General features: G+C 40.4%; 16 protein-coding genes. 12 read left to right on the top strand and 4 right to left on the bottom strand.

Annotated elements, in window-relative coordinates:
* Nucleotides 1–45 precede the first annotated feature (45 nt).
* Both AAG807_RS18450 and deoC read right to left on the bottom strand, forming a co-directional pair.
* Nucleotides 46–1,530, bottom strand: coding sequence for an aldehyde dehydrogenase family protein (locus tag AAG807_RS18450; protein ID WP_341907230.1), 1,485 nt, complete (start codon nt 1,528–1,530; stop codon nt 46–48).
* Between the two features lie 83 nt (nt 1,531–1,613).
* Nucleotides 1,614–2,534, bottom strand: coding sequence for a deoxyribose-phosphate aldolase (deoC, locus tag AAG807_RS18445; protein ID WP_341907228.1), 921 nt, complete (start codon nt 2,532–2,534; stop codon nt 1,614–1,616).
* A gap of 207 nt (nt 2,535–2,741) precedes the next feature.
* Between deoC and AAG807_RS18440 the strand changes: the two genes are divergently transcribed.
* The 10 genes from AAG807_RS18440 (at nt 2,742) to AAG807_RS18395 (ending at nt 12,437) form a co-directional block, all read left to right on the top strand.
* Nucleotides 2,742–3,560: a 3'(2'),5'-bisphosphate nucleotidase CysQ gene (locus AAG807_RS18440; protein ID WP_341907225.1), complete on the top strand. Its 819-nt coding sequence runs from the start codon at nt 2,742–2,744 to the stop codon at nt 3,558–3,560.
* On the top strand, nt 3,557–5,098 hold the full coding sequence (locus AAG807_RS18435; protein WP_341907223.1) for a hypothetical protein: 1,542 nt from the start codon (nt 3,557–3,559) through the stop codon (nt 5,096–5,098). Before AAG807_RS18440 ends, AAG807_RS18435 begins: the two co-directional genes overlap by 4 nt.
* Nucleotides 5,098–6,588, top strand: a complete 1,491-nt coding sequence (locus tag AAG807_RS18430; protein WP_341907221.1) for a hypothetical protein — start codon at nt 5,098–5,100, stop codon at nt 6,586–6,588. The genes AAG807_RS18435 and AAG807_RS18430 overlap by 1 nt, the downstream gene beginning before the upstream one ends.
* A gap of 423 nt (nt 6,589–7,011) precedes the next feature.
* On the top strand, nt 7,012–7,911 hold the full coding sequence (gene cyoE, locus AAG807_RS18425) for a heme o synthase (RefSeq protein ID WP_341907219.1): 900 nt from the start codon (nt 7,012–7,014) through the stop codon (nt 7,909–7,911).
* A 7-nt stretch (nt 7,912–7,918) separates the two neighbouring features.
* Entirely contained in the window at nt 7,919–8,974 is a 1,056-nt protein-coding gene (locus tag AAG807_RS18420; RefSeq protein ID WP_341907218.1) for a hypothetical protein, read from the top strand.
* 21 nt (nt 8,975–8,995) lie between these two features.
* Nucleotides 8,996–10,048 (top strand): cytochrome c oxidase subunit 3, encoded by a 1,053-nt coding sequence (locus AAG807_RS18415; protein WP_341907215.1) that lies wholly within the window; start codon nt 8,996–8,998, stop codon nt 10,046–10,048.
* A 19-nt stretch (nt 10,049–10,067) separates the two neighbouring features.
* On the top strand, nt 10,068–10,436 hold the full coding sequence (locus AAG807_RS18410; RefSeq protein WP_341907213.1) for a cytochrome C oxidase subunit IV family protein: 369 nt from the start codon (nt 10,068–10,070) through the stop codon (nt 10,434–10,436).
* Between the two features lie 25 nt (nt 10,437–10,461).
* On the top strand, nt 10,462–11,160 hold the full coding sequence (locus AAG807_RS18405) for an SCO family protein (RefSeq protein ID WP_341907210.1): 699 nt from the start codon (nt 10,462–10,464) through the stop codon (nt 11,158–11,160).
* A gap of 52 nt (nt 11,161–11,212) precedes the next feature.
* Complete coding sequence (locus AAG807_RS18400) at nt 11,213–11,884, top strand: SCO family protein (protein ID WP_341907208.1); 672 nt, start codon at nt 11,213–11,215, stop codon at nt 11,882–11,884.
* The gene (locus AAG807_RS18395) at nt 11,859–12,437 is read left to right on the top strand and encodes a DUF420 domain-containing protein (RefSeq protein WP_341907203.1); all 579 of its coding nucleotides are present in this window, start codon (nt 11,859–11,861) and stop codon (nt 12,435–12,437) included. Before AAG807_RS18400 ends, AAG807_RS18395 begins: the two co-directional genes overlap by 26 nt.
* Nucleotides 12,438–12,664: 227 nt before the next feature.
* On the opposite strand, the gene AAG807_RS18390 is transcribed toward AAG807_RS18395, so the two are convergent.
* Nucleotides 12,665–13,495 carry a DUF6089 family protein gene (locus AAG807_RS18390; RefSeq protein ID WP_341907201.1) on the bottom strand — a complete coding sequence of 277 codons (831 nt, stop codon included), beginning with the start codon at nt 13,493–13,495 and terminating at the stop codon, nt 12,665–12,667.
* Between the two features lie 25 nt (nt 13,496–13,520).
* Nucleotides 13,521–14,534 carry an aspartate-semialdehyde dehydrogenase gene (locus tag AAG807_RS18385; RefSeq protein WP_341907198.1) on the bottom strand — a complete coding sequence of 338 codons (1,014 nt, stop codon included), beginning with the start codon at nt 14,532–14,534 and terminating at the stop codon, nt 13,521–13,523.
* A 252-nt stretch (nt 14,535–14,786) separates the two neighbouring features.
* Between AAG807_RS18385 and AAG807_RS18380 the strand changes: the two genes are divergently transcribed.
* A complete protein-coding gene (locus AAG807_RS18380) occupies nt 14,787–15,908 on the top strand; it encodes a DEAD/DEAH box helicase (protein ID WP_341907195.1) in 1,122 nt (373 codons plus the stop codon).
* A 137-nt stretch (nt 15,909–16,045) separates the two neighbouring features.
* Nucleotides 16,046–18,607 (top strand): lamin tail domain-containing protein, encoded by a 2,562-nt coding sequence (locus AAG807_RS18375; RefSeq protein ID WP_341907193.1) that lies wholly within the window; start codon nt 16,046–16,048, stop codon nt 18,605–18,607.
* Nucleotides 18,608–18,797 lie beyond the last annotated feature (190 nt).

Here is an 18,797-nt window from a genome sequence, read left to right as displayed (position 1 = left end):
GGAGGGGGACTGAGGGGGAGGATTACCCCAATTTATATGCAATAATTATCTTTCCACTCTCAAATAAGCTCCCAATCCTTGCAAACCTCCTTCACGTCCAAAACCGCTTTCTTTGTATCCTCCAAACGGAGAAGTCGGGTCGAATTTATTGTAGGTATTCGCCCAAATAACTCCAGCTCGCAATTTCGACGTCAGGTTAAAGATGCGTGATCCTTTATCTGTCCAAACTCCTGCTGCTAAACCATAAGGGGAATTATTTGCCTTTTGGATCACCTCATCGATTGTTCGAAAGGTCTGAATCGTTAACACCGGCCCAAAAATTTCTTCTTGCGAAATTCTACTGGATTGCGCCACATCTGTAAATAAAGTTGGTCGAACAAAGTATCCTTTCTTTGGAAGCTCACACGAACTTTCATACATGCTCGCTCCTTCGTCTTTCCCGATTTTAATGTATTTCTGAATGGTTTCCAACTGCTCTTTCGAATTGATGGCTCCAATGTCTGTGTTTTTATCCAAGGGATCTCCGACATACAAGGTGTCCAAGCGATCTTTCAATTTTTGGATCACTTCCTCTGCAACCGATTCCTGAACGAACAAACGCGAACCTGCACAGCAGACGTGTCCCTGGTTGAAGAAAATTCCATTTACAATTCCTTCCACAGCCTGATCGATCGGAGCATCTTCAAATACGATATTTGCGGATTTTCCACCCAATTCCAAGGTCAATTTCTTTCCTGTTCCGGCAACCGCTTTCTGGATGATCTTTCCAACATTCGTTGAACCTGTAAATGCAATCTTATTGATATCCGGATGGTTTACAATCGCTGCTCCGGTATCGCCGTAACCTGTCAAAATGTTCACCACACCTGCCGGCAATCCTGATTCGTGGATAATCTCTGCCAATAACATAGCAGTAAGAGGTGTTGTTTCTGCAGGTTTCAGAACTACTGTATTTCCTGCTGCCAAAGCCGGTGCAATTTTCCATGCAGCCATCAAAAGCGGAAAATTCCAAGGGATAACTTGTCCTACAACTCCTAACGCACTAACGGTTCTATTTGGAAACGCATACTCCAATTTATCTGCCCAACCGGCATAATAAAAGAAATGATTACACGCCAAGGGAACATCCACGTCCCGTGATTCACGAATCGTTTTTCCAGCATCCAGTGTTTCGACAACTGCCAATTCACGTGCTTTTTCCTGCATCAGACGGGCAATGCGATAAATGTATTTTCCGCGTTCTTTTGCAGATAGTTTCGACCAGACGTTTTCATACGCTTTACGGGCAGCTTTTACTGCTTTATCCACATCACTTTCATCGGCGTAAGCTACTTCTGCAATCACTTTCTCCGTTGCCGGATTCGTTGTTTGGAAGTACTTACCGGAATTTGGCGCAACGAACTTTCCATCGATATACAGATCGTAGCGTTCCTTGAGTTTTACATGACTGGTACTTTCCGGACTAGGGCTGTAATCCCATCCGCCGTTGAAGTCGAAAGTTGTTTTCTCCTTATGGTTCTTTTTTGCCATTTTATATTTTTAAAGCCACCCTCCTTGATCCTCCCTCAAGGGAGGAGAGGCTTCCCCCTTTGGAGGGGGACTGAGGGGGAGGATTAATCTATCGAAAAATAATCGGCGCTTTGATAGTGCCCCGTTTCTTGTTTTACCAATTGCATCAGTACGTCGTTTGCCAACGAACTTGCTCCAAATCGGAACCAGTCGTTATTCAACCAATCGTTCCCCAATGTTTCTTTCACCATGACCAGATTGTGCAATGCCAACTTGGAAGAAGAAATTCCACCGGCTGGCTTCATTCCTACTTTCACTCCGGTTTTTCTGTAAAAATCCTTGATTGCACAAAGCATCGTATAAGTCACTTGCATAGTTGCAGCAGGTTGAATTTTCCCGGTAGAAGTCTTGATGAAATCCGCACCTGCATACATGGCAATATCACTTGCTCTGCGCACTTGATCGAGAGATGCCAGTTCACCTGTTTCAAAAATGACTTTCAATCGTGCTTTGCCACAAGCTTCTTTTATTGCTGCAATTTCATCAAACACAAAGTTGTATTCACCTGCTAAAAATTTTCCTCGGGAAATGACCATATCTATTTCGTCAGCACCATTGTCCACTGCAAATTTCGTGTCCAGCAATTTGATTTCCATGGTCGATTGTCCGCTAGGAAAAGCCGTAGAGACAGACGCCACCTTGACACCGGAATCTCCCAATGCCTTTTTTGCTTCTGCGACCATTGTCGGATAAACACAAATTGCGGCTACCGTTGGCAACCCATCCTGTAGATCATGTAAATGCTGAGCTTTGTAGCACAACTGACGTACTTTTCCGGGAGTATCTTTCCCTTCCAAGGTGGTCAGATCGATCATATTCAACACCATTTTCAAGCCTTGAACTTTTGATTCATTTTTGATACTTCTGGTTTGAAACCGGGCTACGCGCTCTTCCACTCCTACTTTATCGACAGATGGAGAAAGTTTGAAATCCGGAATATTCTTGAATGTTTTATTTCTATTCATATCCTATGAATGGGATTTAATCAAAGATACTGATACGAAATTAACTGGCGATTAAATTTGAGGAAGAATTGATACTAAAAGGAATTAGCCACTTTATTACCCGGGTAAAAGAAGGATAAGTGTACTCTTATCCGATTCTCCCCTTCACCTTTTCATTTTCAACTAACTTTAGCTTCACCATTCCTCTTTTCTCATTACTTTTAACCGATGGTTATTTCAGAAATTCAAACTTTTATTCCGATTGTTCTCAAAGCTTGCGTAGAAGCTTCAAAGGCAATTATGCAAATTTATGAGACAGATTTTGATCCTTCTTTGAAAACGGATGGAAGTCCTCTAACCAAGGCGGATCTGATTTCCAATTCAATCCTTAAAAAAGCATTGGAACAAACCGGAATTCCAACCATTATGGAGGAAATCAAGAATTCTCCATTTGAAATCAGAAAAACATGGGAAACTGTTTGGGTTGTAGATCCGTTGGACGGAACCAAAGAATTCATCCAAAAAAACGGAGAGTTTGCAGTTTGCATTGCATTGGTTGATCAAAACCGTTCCATTCTGGGATTCATAGCATCGCCTGTCAATCAGGAAATCATTTTTGGTGGAACCGATTTTCAGGTAACCGTCCTTTCATTTGATGAGATTAATCAACCCGAAAATTGGAAAAAGATCAGTCCCAAAATGGAAGTCAATAACCCGCTCAAAATTTCAGGAAGTCGCTCCCATCATTCCGGGAATGACCTTGTATTCAATCAAGCCATGCGTGAGCAATTCGGAGAAGTGGAATTCCAACAAAAAGGAAGTGCATTAAAATTTTTCGATTTAGCTTTGGGAAAGGCGGATGTTTATCCGAGATTTGCACCTACGATGGAATGGGATATTGCTGCCGGACAAGCAATTATAGAAGCCTTGGGAGGAATAGTTGTGAATGCTGAAACCAATGAAGCACTTACTTACAATAAGGAAAGCTTATACAATCCCCACTTCATTGTAAAAACAAAGGCTCTCATTGACCTGATGAATAAATGAAACTAGTACTAAATACCTTCTTTTCATTCTTTCTAGTCTCCACACTATTTGGACAACAATACCGCGTTTTACCAATTGAATCCTACTTCAAGGATATTTCCTTTTTCACTGATTCTTCCTTTACTCCTATTTTCCCGGTGAGCGACAATCAGGTGAATTACTACAACACAACAAAGGAACAAAAGTTGCGCTATGCAACGGTTGGACACTACATATATCAGCGGGAAATCATTCAGGTCATTAAAAAAGAAGGTGCTATTTGGGCAAGTCCCATTCTGGATATCCAATCGGGTGTTGAACGCGGAGATACCGCTATGAGTCAGTACCTGAATGTTCGTGGTCTCCGGATAGAAGGAAGCATGAAAAACAAGGTCTTTTTTTCCGGATCTTTTTATGAAAACCAAGCTGTTTTACCTTATTACGCTCAGCAATATGTCACCAATCGAGGGGAATTTTATCCGAACAGCTCTGATTCAAGCTACCATCAGGTAAATGCTGTGATTCCCGGAAGCGCCCGTACAAAACCCTTTAAAACAAATGGATTTGATTACGCATATGCAACCGGAATGGTGCAATGGCAAGTTTTGAAAAGCCTATCTGTCTCTGCAGGAAATAATCCGATTTTTGTCGGAAGTGGTTATCGCTCCATGCTCTATTCTGACAATTCGCTCCCGACTATGAATTTCCGGGTGAATTATACCTTGGGTAAAAAATGGAATTTTCAGTTAATCCGGTTGCAAGGATTGAATTTACTTCGGGTTCCTTATGCCAGCAATGGGGAGGCACTTTACGAACGGAAAGCATTGAGTATCGGGTCGATCTATTTCCAGGCGACCGAGCATCTTCGGATCGGATTGATTGAAGGTGGAACCTGGACAAGGGGAGACTCCATTCAGAAACAGGCAGTCGAAGGTGGGTTTTATATCCCGATTCCTGGTGCAGCAACGATTCAGGAAGGAATCAATGGAAAAAGTTATGCTTACTTGGGTCTCGATCTGAATTGGAGAGTATGGAAAGTACTTTTGTATGGACAATACGGGAGAAATCCCTATTCCAAATCCAGTGATGTGGGTCAGATCGGAATCCGGTATTGGCCATTCAAATCTCCCAATTATCTGGTTCATGTAGAATACAATCACACTTCTTCAAACGCATATAAATCTTCCAATCCGAGAATCAATTACAGCAATTTCAATCTTCCGATCGGACATCCGATGGGAGCTGGCGTGGATGAAGTAATCATCCGTCTTCGTGCGGAATGGAATCATTTATTCGTTAGTTCTTCCACCAATTACTACCTGAATCAATCGGATAATTACAGACAATTGTTACCTGTTTACGAAGCCGCTTCCGGAACAAATCAACAAGTGCTTTATGAGACCTTCGAATTGGGGTATAACTTCAATCACGGATATGGATTGGAAATCTTTGGTTCGGCAAAGTTGAGAATGGTGAAAAATCCATTGCAAAATGAACAGTCTTATTGGTTCAACCTGGGGATTCGAACTGCCCTAAATAATCATTATTTCGACTTCTGATGCGGATCCAAATTCTCATAGCAACCGTTTTCATCTGCTTCCTGGGGCATTCTCAGGGAAAGATTGATCGCATTCGTAATTTCAGTTTAAAGCCGGACTTTCCTTACAAACGAAACCTTCATCATTCTATTCAACCGCTGATTCGTGCGAATCCCTTAAATCTGGAAACAAACACTTCTGACACGTTTATCATTGAAATCAAGCAGAACAACACCCCTCTTTTTTCCAATCCCAAAGAAGCTAAAAGACCGTTTGTTATTCTTCCGGCATCGGATAGTTATTTTCAATACGACACTGCAATTAATTACCGGGCAGCCGTCGGATTCAATTTCGAGAAAACTTGGGGCAAGTGGTACAATCGCACCTTGTTAACTTCGGGCTGGAGTTTGAGGGAAGATTACACCCAAACACATGTGGCTTTTTCACCCATGCAAAATCGGGATGCCTATTGGTTCACAGATATTCGAACACGACTGGGGTATACACCAAACGACATGCTTCACATCAGTGCCGGAATAGACAATCAGTTTTTTGGTGAAGGCTACCGCTCACTGATTCAAGGAGATCAGGTTGCCCCAAATCCATTTGTCCAGTTCCGGGTGAATTTTTGGAATCTGGAATACGGGTTACTCTACCAATTTTTACACGATAATAATTACGCCAACAAAACCCGCGATTGGAAATACAATACAACGCATTACCTCAGTATGAATATCGGGTCGAATTTCAATATCATGTTGCTGGAATCCGTCATTTTCCAATCCAAGGACAGTACCTACAAAAGAGGTTATGAAGTGGAATACCTGAATCCATTCGTGTTCTTCCGCCCACAGGAATACAGCTTGGGATCGACTGACAATGTGCTCCTTGCACTTCAGTCCTCTTATTACTTTGGTTCTAAAAAACACTGCGTCTATTTCCAATTGCCCTTGGATGAATTTGTATTGAAAGAAATCACAAAGCGTTCTAAATGGTGGGCAAACAAATACGGTCTGCAATTGGGAGTCAAAGGTCAATTCAAAAAATGGTCCTATCAATTCGAAGGCAACCTGGTTCGACCTTATACCTTCTCCCATATTTCTTCCGGACAGAATAACGGTTCGCTCGGTTTGCCGCTTGGACATTATCTGGGAAGTAATTTTGCTGAATTGCTTGCAACAGCTCAAATTCCATTCAAGAACTTCCAATTGACACTTTTTTCTTCCTTCTACTTAAAGGGATACGACGATTCTTCCATCAGTTATGGAGGAGACATCTACAAAAGCTATACTTCCCACCCAAAAGAATATGGAAACACGATTGGTCAAGGAATTACTCAGCGGGCACTTTCCTTTCAGGCAAATGCTTCCACCACTTTGAGTAAACTGCAATTGGAACTTTATCTTCAGGCGGGAATGCAATACAGTTGGGGTGAAATGGAATCCCGCACGAGTCCATTGATCTGTTTAGGTATGCGCAGTAACCTGTTCAACGAACGAAAGATCCGATAATCAAAAACAAAGAAATTAATCGTATGACGTTGGAAGATTGATATTTGGGAACAATGTGTTAATCTTATCAATATATAACCCCGGTTTTCAATATGAAATTTAGAGCACGGAAATTTAGGGCAAAAAAAGAGGGAGGCTTACCACTTCCTCCCTCAAACTAACACACCTATGACCCGATTTTTGAGATTCCTAAAAGGAACTCATAACCTGATACAGAACAAAGGTATCTTTAAAGTTAAATCAAACCCACAGAAATTAATAATAGGTAAGAACTAAGTAACATTTGGTTCATTTTAAAGAATACTTGAAATTATTGTTATCTAAAATCAATCTAATTTAACCGCCATTTGAAATTTTGAATTAGAGTTGGGTGCTATTTCCAACTTGATGTGTACATTTGCACAGTCTTTAAATAGAGTAATTATGGGTATAGGCAAAAAAGTGAAGATGTACATGAATTTCACCAAATTCAGACTCTCAGCCCTTGTTGTTCTATCAGCCCTTTCCGGATATTTGTTTGTTGGAGGTAGCGACAAGCTGGAAATGGTTTACTTAATGCTCGGTGGTTTACTGGTAACAGCTGCTTCAAACGGATGCAATCAAATTTGGGAACGCGAGCTGGATGTACTCATGAACCGAACTGGAAAAAGACCGCTTCCAATGGGCGAAATGTCTGTGAATGAAGGATTAATTGTTATTGCCCTTTGTTTACTTCCCGGATTGTGGATGCTTTACCAATTAAATCTGGGGTCAATGCTGCTTGGTTTAGCCGCATTCGTATCTTACGTTTTTATTTACACCCCGATGAAGCGCATTTCTACATGGGCTGTTTTTGTAGGTGCGTTTCCAGGAGCTCTTCCTCCGATGATCGGTGCTGTTGCCGGATCTGATAGTTTCGGATTAGTTCCAGGAGTGTTATTCTTCGTGCAATTTGTTTGGCAGTTTCCTCATTTCTGGGCAATTGCATGGGTGGTATATGACGATTATCAACAAGCAGGATTTTCACTTTTACCTTCCAAACAAGGAAGAACCAAAGGATCTGCTTTTCAGATCATGATCTATTCATTGGCGCTAATTCCTTTTTCCTTATTGCCTTGGCTAATGGGCTGGACGAGCGACATTACATTAATTATAGCCGGAACTTGTTCCATCCTATTCTTCCTTCAAGCCTATAAACTTTTCCTGAGTCTTACAATTGCTGATGCGCGAAAACTCATGTTTGCATCCTTCATTTGGTTACCCGTAGTTCAATTTTTATACGTGTTCGACAGAAATCTTCCTGAAATCATGGAGGCATTGTGGAAACACGGTACACTTTTTTAAAAAACACATGTCTCAAACAGAATACGACAAAGAATTGACTCCTGAGATTCGGGAGAAAATGCGAAAAAATCTCATTTACGTGGGAATTTTCAGTATCATGATGTTATTTGCAGGTTTATCCTCAGGTTACATTGTAAGTGCAGGAGATACATTTTGGGTGAAATACGATTTCCCACCGGCATTCTACATTTCTACCGCACTGATTATCTTAAGCAGTATTGTTCTATTTATTGGAATCAAAATTGCACAAAGGGGAAATGCTGCCATACTCAAAACAATTGTTCCTCTCACTTTTATTCTTGGAGTTGGATTTGCTTATTTTCAATGGCAAGGTTATTCACAACTCAATGAAAACGGTTCAGCTTTATCCTCTAAAATAACAGTTTCCGAAGGACGCTACGGTGACTATTATGAATTGGAAGTGGATGGCAAATACATGGAAGTGGACGGCAGTGATTACTTAATTGCCGGAAAAGTCATTTCTGAAAAGCAGAAAAAAGAAATCGGTCTTTTCGCGAAACAATTTGAAGCAATTACCAGGGCCAAAAATCCTAAAATTGCCAATTTGGATAAGTATACGCTTCGGTATAAAAGCCAAGAGGTCAAGTTGAAAGATGGGAAGTTCTATGTTCAGGATTCCATTGAATTGAAACCCGTTGATTTGATCCGTTTGGAACAATTTTCATGGCATTTACGTGACGGTCGCGGAGATTTCTTCCACAAAGGAAAATTCGGGAAAGACTTTAAAATATTTTATAAGAAACAAGAGCTTCAATATAAGGATAGAACGCTTTATTTGAAAGGAAACCCACTGTCTGCACCATTACAATTGAGACTCGACGGTGATTCCGATACATCAAGTGCATACCTTTATTTGATGACTGCTTTACACCTATTACATATTGTGGTGACATTGTTTTTCATGTTTCGAGCTTCAATTCATTCATTCTCAGGCAAATTAGCAATTGATAATTTCCTTCCAATACGCACCCTTGCTATTTTCTGGCATTTTTTAGGTGTATTATGGATTTATTTGTTGCTTTTTTTGCTTTTTATTCATTAAACTTGCACAAAAAATTATAAAATGGCTGGACACGCTACAACACATGTCGACGCAGCAACCGCTTGGAGCGGGAAAGTTTCTCCGTTTAACGTAAGTTACGGAAAACTAATGATGTGGTTTTTCTTGGTATCGGATGCATTGACATTCGGTGGATTGTTAGTTGCTTATGGTTATACGCGCCACACGACGCAGAGCGCATGGCCAATCGGTGAAGAGACTTTTGACTCCTTGCCTTTCTTAGGTCATGGTTATCCGTTGATGTATGTGGCTTTGATGACCTTCATCTTGATCGTATCATCTGTAACGATGGTATTGGCTGTTGAAGCAGGTCACCGAATGGATAAGAAAGGTGTAATGAAGTGGATGATTGCTACCATCATCGGTGGTTTCTTCTTCTTGGGTTCTCAAGCTTGGGAGTGGTCTCACTTTATTCACGGTTCTCATTTCGGAAGTGTTGAAATCCTATCCGGAGAGCATACAGGATCCCGTGCGATTGTGAAAGGTCACTTCGGAGATTTGGAAAGCTTTACAGTAGTTCAAGCTGGAAAACACCACAAAGTTGGAGATGTGATTAAAGAAACTCCTGACGAATTGTTCCACCATTTCCGTACAGCGGTTATGAACGGACAAGTAAAGGACGGAAAGATCACCCTTCACGATGGTTCAGTTGCAACTTGGAAAAAGCACAACGATGAACACATGGAGTTGATCATCAAGACTGATGGAAACGAACACTCTTTACCTAAAGTGACGAAAATCCATGGAAAAGATGCTGAAGTGAAATATTGGGAATCTGTTAACTCAGGAAAAAAAGGAGCAATCATTTACGGTGCTGATTTACAAAGCAACGAATATGGTCCATCTCAATACGGACAATTCTTCTTCTTCATTACAGGTTTCCACGGATTCCACGTATTCTCAGGAGTAATGATCAATATCTTGATTTTCTTAGGTGTTTCCCGTGGTACTTACCACAAGCGCGGACATTATGAGATGGTTGAGAAAACAGGATTGTACTGGCACTTTGTCGATTTAGTTTGGGTGTTTGTATTTACATTCTTCTACTTAGTTTAATTTTTTAGAACGATATATCATGGAAAGAGACGATATTATTGAATATTCATTAGATGCTCACCATAGCGAAGAGGCTGGTAAAAAGATTCGTCGCAAGATTTGGTTAGTAACAGCTATCCTTACAGTAATTACTGCATTTGAAGTTGCTGTAGGAGCAATGGTTCATCAAGACAACCCGATGTGGTGGATGGTTAAGATCCTATTCATCGGATTGACATTGTTGAAAGCTGGTTACATTGTATTGGTGTTCATGCACTTAGGTGATGAACGAAAAGTATTGAAATATTGCATTTTAGTTCCGTATTTTATTTTTGTTATTTACCTTATTTTCATAGCTCTGACTGAGGCTAACGCCGTTCACACAGCATGGGAAACATACGGAGGATAGTTTTCACTTAAACGATTTATAGCCAATGGCTAAGTCAAATTCTAAGGCCGGTTCGTTAAAATCAGTGTTCGCACTACTGCTTTTATTCGGACCGGCTCTTATTTTAATATTCATCTCCACTCGAGGTTGCGAACACAAATTCAAAGAGTTGGATGATTACGGAGCAATTCCAAAATTCTCCTTTACGGATGCCAGAGGAAAGGTTTATACCAATGAGTCTTTCAAGAATCAAATTGTGTTGTATACAACCATTCAACCATCCTGTCCGGATTCTTGTGGTATAACTATTTGGCACTTGGATCAACTGATTTATCAAACACTTAGAGAGAACAAAAAGAGACTGCATCATGTCAAACTGGTTTCCATTTTGACAGATGGTGCCGGAAATCCGGATAAGCGAATCAAAGACGTGGAATTCATGTTAAAGGATCGTGTGGAAGGATTCGACCCTTCTATCTGGTTGATTGTTTCCGGAGATGCAAAAGCGCTTTATAACATCAAACACAACGGTCAGACCTTACTCCAGGAGGATAAAAAATACTTCGGAGGATTCGGTTTCCAGGAACTCATGCTTCTATCGGATAAAAGCAATCATTTAAGAATGGTTTTACCCGGAAAAACGGAAAGTACGATCCGTACCATGCGTGACCATATGGCTCTTTTAGAAAAGGAATACGATATCAAAGCATTCAAATTGAAAAAGAAATCCGCCAAGGTGGATTGATTAAAGAACAAGCGGCAGCGCGGTTCAACAGAAAGAATTAATTACAATAATAATGAAACGGATCTTACATGTTGCGCTGATTCTAATCTTATTTACGAGTTGTAAAACAGAACAAGAAAAGAAACCAAAAGCACTTCCCTATTTTGGGAATTACGACATTGTTTTTTCTGAGACAGATGGTGTTGAATCCATAGATACCATTTTTCCTAAAATTCCCGCTTTCTCCTATCTGAATCAAGATTCGAATGTGATTACATCCGAGTCAATGAAGGGAAAGGTCTGGATTGCCAATTTTTTCTTTACGAGTTGTCCGAGTATTTGTCCACCGATGATTTCTCAAATGAAACGGTTAAATCTATTGACACAGGACCTTGCTTCTGAAGTTCAGTTCATGTCATTCAGCATCGACCCGAAAACAGACCAGCCACACATTCTAAAAACATACATCAAGAACAATGGAATCCAAACCAAAAACTGGTATTTCTTCACTGGTGATGAAGCTAAAACACATCGTTTAGGTGTGATGCATTTCATGGTTCACGCGGATAAGGATCCAATGGCAGCGGGCGGATTTGCTCATAGTGATGGAATGGTTCTGGTTGACAAGGAAGGTTATGTGAGAGGTGTCTATCGGGGCACTCAAACAAAGGAAGTGGATAAGTTAAACAACGATTTACGCAAATTATTAGAAATTGAATATGGAGTCAACTCAAAACAACACTAAACACGGAATTCGCAAATTGATCATTGCGCTTTCAATTGTTATTCCAATTGCTGTAGCCGTATGCTTTAAAGTCAAAATTGAAGGTGTTGATTTGACTTTCTTGCCTTCGATTTATGCTTGTATCAATGCTCTCACTGCCATTCTCCTGGTGGTTGCACTAGTTGCTATCAAACAGAAGAAAATCAGTCTCCACGAGGCAATCATCAAAGTTTGCATGGTGCTTTCTGTTCTTTTCCTACTTTGCTATGTGGCTTACCATATGACTTCCGATTCAACCATTTATGGGGATTTGGATGGAAGCGGTGAATTGGAGAAGTATGAACTGGCAACCTTATCATCTGCCAGTAAAATCACTTACTACTTGATTCTGATTACACACATCATTTTAAGTATTGCTGTCATTCCAATGGTGCTGTTCTCTTATTTACATGCTTGGGAAGGCAACTATGATAAACACCGCAAGTGGACAAAAATCACTTGGCCGTTGTGGTTTTATGTTGCTGCAAGTGGTGTGGTTGTCTATTTGATGATTTCTCCTTATTATCAACATTGATAATTCCTAATTACGACTTTACTCCCTGTCGGGTGAAAATTTTCATGTCGTGATACGATTTTAGTGTCGCGCAATTGGGACTGTATCCGCAATAATAAATTGTTTAAACTGGTAGAGCGAAACATAAAAAAGTTGACAGAAGACTTGAATTAACGCAAATAAATTTCTCTTCTTCCAACAAAGTAAAAAGAGTTGCAGCGAATCCTGAAGGAATTTGATTTTATAGATTAAAAATCTGAAGGGCAATTTCCTTTTCCGCCCATACGAATCATCAAACCGATTCCGAAGAAGGTATACCAATCTCTGGATGCACGATTCCCGCGTTGTCCGAAACGATTTCCATCCAAACTTCTATTGCTGAGAGCAGCTGAAGTCGGACCATTCTGAGCAGCCAAAAGTACCGGATCTGCATAACGGTATCCACCAACATCATCCAAATAATCCGTAAACATGAATCGGATTCCGTATTCAATATTCAAAGCAACATTCGGAGAAAGTGAAAGACGTGCTCCAACCGCAATCGGAACTCCCAATTGAATTCGTGAGTATTTTCCTTTATCCGCCAAATCAGTTCCTTGCCCTTCTGTTCCCAAAGGTTGCAATTCGACCAAAGCCCCATTGTAATTCGCCTTCGGATTAATTCGGGTCAAAGACAATTCTGCCAATAGATAAGCTGTTCCCTTATATCTTCTGTTTCCAATTTCAAAGGGGAAATAGGTCACTTCTATACCTGAACCGAATTCAAATAAATCGGATTGAAATGAGAGGTTTCTATTTTTATAGAATGCATTGCTTTGTTCGCTGTCATACCCTTCGATCTTCCCGTAGGTGAAATTTAAACGATAAGCCAAACGTGCATTGATATTGAAACGATACAAGAGCTGTCCCGCCAGATTCGTATGCTTAAAATGAGCTTGGTTCAAATCACCGATATAATAACTTCCTCCAGCCATAAAGCCAATTTCAGAGCGCGACCAACCATTATGTCTGTGCGCCTTTTGACTCCATGAATAAGAAGTTAAAATACAAATCACTAAAACCAGAATTCTACTCTGCATAAGGCTATAACGAAATTGAAATCGATTAATTGTGTGATTCGATAGTCATCGGAGTCAAAATCCCTTTCTTCATCAGGAGTTCGGCAATTTGAATCGCATTAGTTGCTGCTCCTTTTCTCAAATTATCGGCTACCACCCACATATTCAAAGTCTTTTCCTGACTCTCATCTCTTCGGATTCTTCCTACAAACACATCGTCTTTAGACTGTGCAAAACGAGGCATTGGATACGAATTCGTTGTTGGGTCATCCTTCAAGGTAACTCCTTCTGTTTCATGAAGTAATTTGCGAACATCCGCCAAATCAAATTCCTTTTCAAATTCCACATTTACCGCTTCCGAATGCCCACCGACAACAGGAACACGCACAGCAGTAGCAGTAACGGAGATTGACGGATCTAATATTTTCTTGGTCTCATTCGTCAACTTCATTTCTTCTTTGGTGTATCCATTATCCATAAATGAATCACAATGAGGGATACAGTTTTTATCGATCGGATAATTGTAAGCCATTTCTCCCGAGATTCCTGCACGTTCGTTTTCCAATTGTTGAACTGCCTTTACTCCCGTTCCGGTAATTGATTGATAGGTGGAAACAACCACACGTTTCACGCCATAAGCTTTATGAAGTGGTGCAAGAGCCATCAATAATTGAATGGTACTACAGTTTGGATTCGCAATGATCTTATCCGAAGCAGTCAGAATATCTCCATTAATCTCCGGGATGATCAATTTTTTATCGGGGTGCATTCTCCAGGCAGAGCTATTATCAATAACAGTAGTTCCAACTTCTGCAAATTTCGGTGCCCATTCCAAAGATGTCTCACCACCGGCAGAAAAAATAGCAACATCCGGTTTCATCGTAACAGCAGTCGCCAAATCCACAACCGGAAATTCCAATCCTCCGAATTCGATCTTCTTACCAACCGATTTCTCTGAAGCCACAGGGATTAATTCCGTTATAGGAAATGAACGTTCTTTCAAAACTTCCAACATCACATTTCCAACCATTCCTGTTGCTCCGACAACTGCTACTCTCATAACCAAAAAAATTTTTACAAAAATAACTGATTTCAGGGTATATACGGCGGAAGTGATGGAAAAATGAAAACGGATAATTTAGAAGGAATAGCATTCCTAACTTCAAATTACTCCCCTTTTCCATTCTCAATTATCCATTCTCAATTGAATATTGTACCTTTGCACTGGAAAAAATCATTTTCTGCCGATTTGAAGTGAGGAAAAGTTCACCACACGTGACAATCAGTTCGGACAATTTTACAGAACAATTTCATGCAATTTGATGAATTAAACTTGCTTCCACATTTGTTGGATGCACTAAAAGAATTAGAATACACTACTCCAACACCGATTCAAGAACAATCAATCCCCAGTTTATTAGAAGGAAAAGACCTATTCGGTTGTGCCCAAACAGGAACAGGGAAAACAGCGGCTTTCGCGTTACCAATCTTACAACATTTGGATCCCGATGGTCAGGTAAAAGGGAAAAGACCTATCCGTTGTTTAGTACTCGCACCAACTAGAGAGTTAGCAAATCAAATCAATGATAGTTTCAAAGCTTATGGAAAATTCTCTAAGTTGAGATCCATGGTGATTTTTGGCGGAGTAAATCAGAACAAACAAGTCAACCAATTAAATGCCGGAATAGACATTTTGGTGGCAACACCGGGTCGTTTGTTGGATTTGATGAACCAAGGACATATTCACTTATCTAAGATCACACATTTCGTGTTGGATGAAGCGGACCGTATGTTGGACATGGGTTTCATTCACGATATCAAAAAAATTCTTCCACGCCTGCCTAAAAACAAGCAGAATATTTTTTTCTCGGCAACCATTTCTCCGACTATCATGGAGCTTGCAGGTACGATCTTATTCGACCCGGTTAATGTGCGCGTCACTCCTGTTTCTTCAACAGCTGAAATTGTAGAACAGTTTGTTTACTACGTTGAAAAAGCAGATAAACGCAATTTCTTAAAACAATTGATCAAAACTGAGAACATTAGCCATGCAATCGTTTTCACCCGAACGAAACACGGAGCAGATCGCGTAGCAAAAGAGTTGACAAAATCCGGACTTCGAGCTGAAGCAATTCATGGAGACAAGTCTCAAAATGCACGCGAAAGAGCTTTAGCAGGTTTCAAGAATCGGTCGGTTAGTTTTTTAATTGCAACAGATATTGCTTCGCGTGGTATCGATATCGACCAATTGGAATATGTGATCAATTTCGAAATTCCGGAAGTAGCTGAAACTTATGTGCATCGCATTGGTAGAACCGGTCGTGCAGGATCAAGCGGAATTGCATACACCATGTGTTCAAGTGAAGAAAAGGCTTCCTGGAAAGCGATTCAAAAGTTGACCAATCAGCAAATCCCGGAGCGAAAACTGAAATAATACAGCAAAATAAGAATATTTGAACATCGCAATAGTGTGATGTTCAAATATCACGATATCCAGAAATTTCAATGTAAACTATTGAATTCCTTTTTCATCAAGTCGGACTTTTGTATATTTAGTCCGACTTATTTTTTATGAAAACACTTTTCATTGTACTTGCACTACTTTTTCCCTTTTTTGGTTGGAATCAGGTAATTGATGATTTTTCCGATGGAGATTTCACTGCAAATCCTGCATGGAACGGAACTAATTCCACCTACATTGTAAATGCTGGACAGGAACTACAACTAAGTAATACGGTTGCGGCAAGTTCCTATTTATCAACTCCGCACAATTTATCTACTCTGGACAATAAACAATGGGAACTATTGGTCCGTCAAACCTTTTCTCCAAGCTCAAGCAATTTTGGAAGGGTTTATCTCACATCCAATTCAGCCGATCTAAGCACGAATCCAGATGGGTTCTATCTTCAGTTTGGTGAAGCCGGTGCAACAGATGCAGTAAGACTTTTTAAAATTGTTTCAGGGGTTTCTACCCAGATTTGTGCTGCTCCGGATGGTCAAATTGCTGCTTCATTCACCACCCACGTGAAAGTTGTGCGGGACAATGCCGGTCTTTGGAAGCTCTTTGTTGATGCAAGTGGCGGAACAAATTATGGAAGTCCTTACACCGGAACGGATGCATCGGTTCTACTTGGGACACATTTTGGCGTATTTCAGACCTATACAGCTTCCAATGCAGCGAAGTTCTTCTACGACGATGTATACATTGGAGATGAAATCATTGACACGCAAGCTCCAAGCTTGGTAAGTTCCAGTGTGATCACCAATTCACAATTGGATCTCCTGTTCAGTGAACCTGTTGGAGGAACTGCTATGCTTCAAACGAGTAATTATATTATCAATCCGTCAGTTCCGGTTTCCAATGTTTCTGTCGATGGAACAAATGGAGCATTGCTTCATCTGATTTTGGGAACAAGCCTTACAAACGGTCAGAATTATACGATAACCATTTCCAGTATAGAAGATGTTTTTGGAAATATCGCTACTAATCTCTCCGGAAATTTCACTTATCTGGTAGGTGAAATAGCTGTAAAAGGTGATGTTTTGATTTCCGAAATCATGGTGGATCCTTCACCTGTGATTGGCTTACCGGAATTGGAATTCATCGAAATTTACAACAAGAGCACTAAATATATCGACCTGTCGGGTTGGAAGCTTGGTGACCAAAGCGGAGACGGAACTATTACATCCGGATTTATCAATCCCGGTCAGCATCGAATCCTTTGCGCAACCGCAAATATGCCTGATTTTCCGGGTTCTTCAGGTGTAAGCAGTTTTCCCAGCTACAATAATTCAAGTGATGATGTGGTTCTAAAAGACAATACCGGTCTGCTCATTGACCGGATTTCTTACACCGATGATTGGTATCGGGATCCTGTAAAACAAGACGGCGGATATACCCTTGAATTAATCAATCCGAATGATCCTTGCTCGGATGCATCCAATTGGATCGCTTCAAACAATCCGAATGGTGGAACTCCCGGAGTTCAAAATTCAGTTTACGATATCACTCCCGATACTCAAGTTCCAAATCTTACGAGTTTAGTGGCACTTAGCCCGAATTACCTGGAAGTTCATTTTTCGGAAGGAATGGATTCAACCAGTTTGGTCAATGCAACCATAACAACAACTCCCAATTTAACCGTTCAATCCATTTCCGTCGCATCTGCTTTCAGTAATCAGGCTGTCATTATATTCAATCAGAATTTGACCTTGAGTCAGCACTACAGTTTTTCTTACGGACCAGTCAGCGATTGCTGGTTGAATGCAGCCACTTTATCCGGAGACTTTGCACTAGCTGATATTCCACAAGCCGGAGATTTGGTGATTAACGAAATCCTGTTCGATCCTGCAACAGGTGGGTCTGATTTTGTGGAAGTTTATAACCGCTCGTCGAAAGTGATTAATCTGAATGGTCTGATCATTGCAAATTTGGATGAGGATACTGTCCAGTTCGACCAAAACTTTTTTTTGAATCCCGGATCTTATGTGGTACTGACTCCGGACAGTAACTATCAGAAAAGTACTTTCCCGGAAGCCGTTCCAGGACGATTTTATGCGACTTCCCTTCCATCATTGAACAACGACTCTTCAACCATTCAACTGATTTACAATTCAGTAGTGATTGATAAAGTAAGTTATAACGAGGATTGGCATTTATCCCTCATTGATGATACCGAAAACAAAACGCTCGAACGAATTAATCCGGAAGGCGCTTCATCCAATGCTTCCAATTGGCATACCGCAGCGGAAACCATCGGTTTTGGAACTCCGGGGAAATTAAACTCCCAGTACCAATCGGGAAGTGTTTCTTCAACATTCGGAACAACCGAACCCATATTTTCACCTGATAATGATGGTTTTCAGGATGTCTTGTTGTTTCAGTACAATTTTGATATCGGAATGATTGCTAATCTGAAAATATTCGACAATCAAGGCAGAGAGGTTCATACCTTATTTTCAAGCGAATTGCTCGGTCAACAAGGAAGTTTCACTTGGGATGGAGTGATGTCTAATAACCAAAAAGCTCCTATTGGAATTTACATTGCTGTGATTGAAGCTTTTTCAGTTGATGGTGGTGGAAAGCAATTTGCGAAACGGGTTGGATTTACTTTAGCTGGGAAATTAGATTGAAAAAGCAAATTCGAGAACATGAAAATTCTCGAATTCGCAAATGGTACATTCAACTTATAAATGCAACTTTTGGTTAAACATTTCTAATGGAGATCTAAAGTTATATCTTTTTCGTGGTCTATGATTGATTTGATTTTCAACAAAAGCGACCTGTTTGGGATCAATTTTATCAAAGTCAGTTCCTTTTGGG

Source organism: Fluviicola taffensis DSM 16823, assembly GCF_943372375.1.
Taxonomy (GTDB): Bacteria; Bacteroidota; Bacteroidia; order Flavobacteriales_D; family Crocinitomicaceae; genus Fluviicola; species Fluviicola taffensis_A.
The sequence above is the reverse complement of the archived record's forward strand: the minus strand, read 5'-3'. Positions and strand labels throughout refer to the sequence as shown.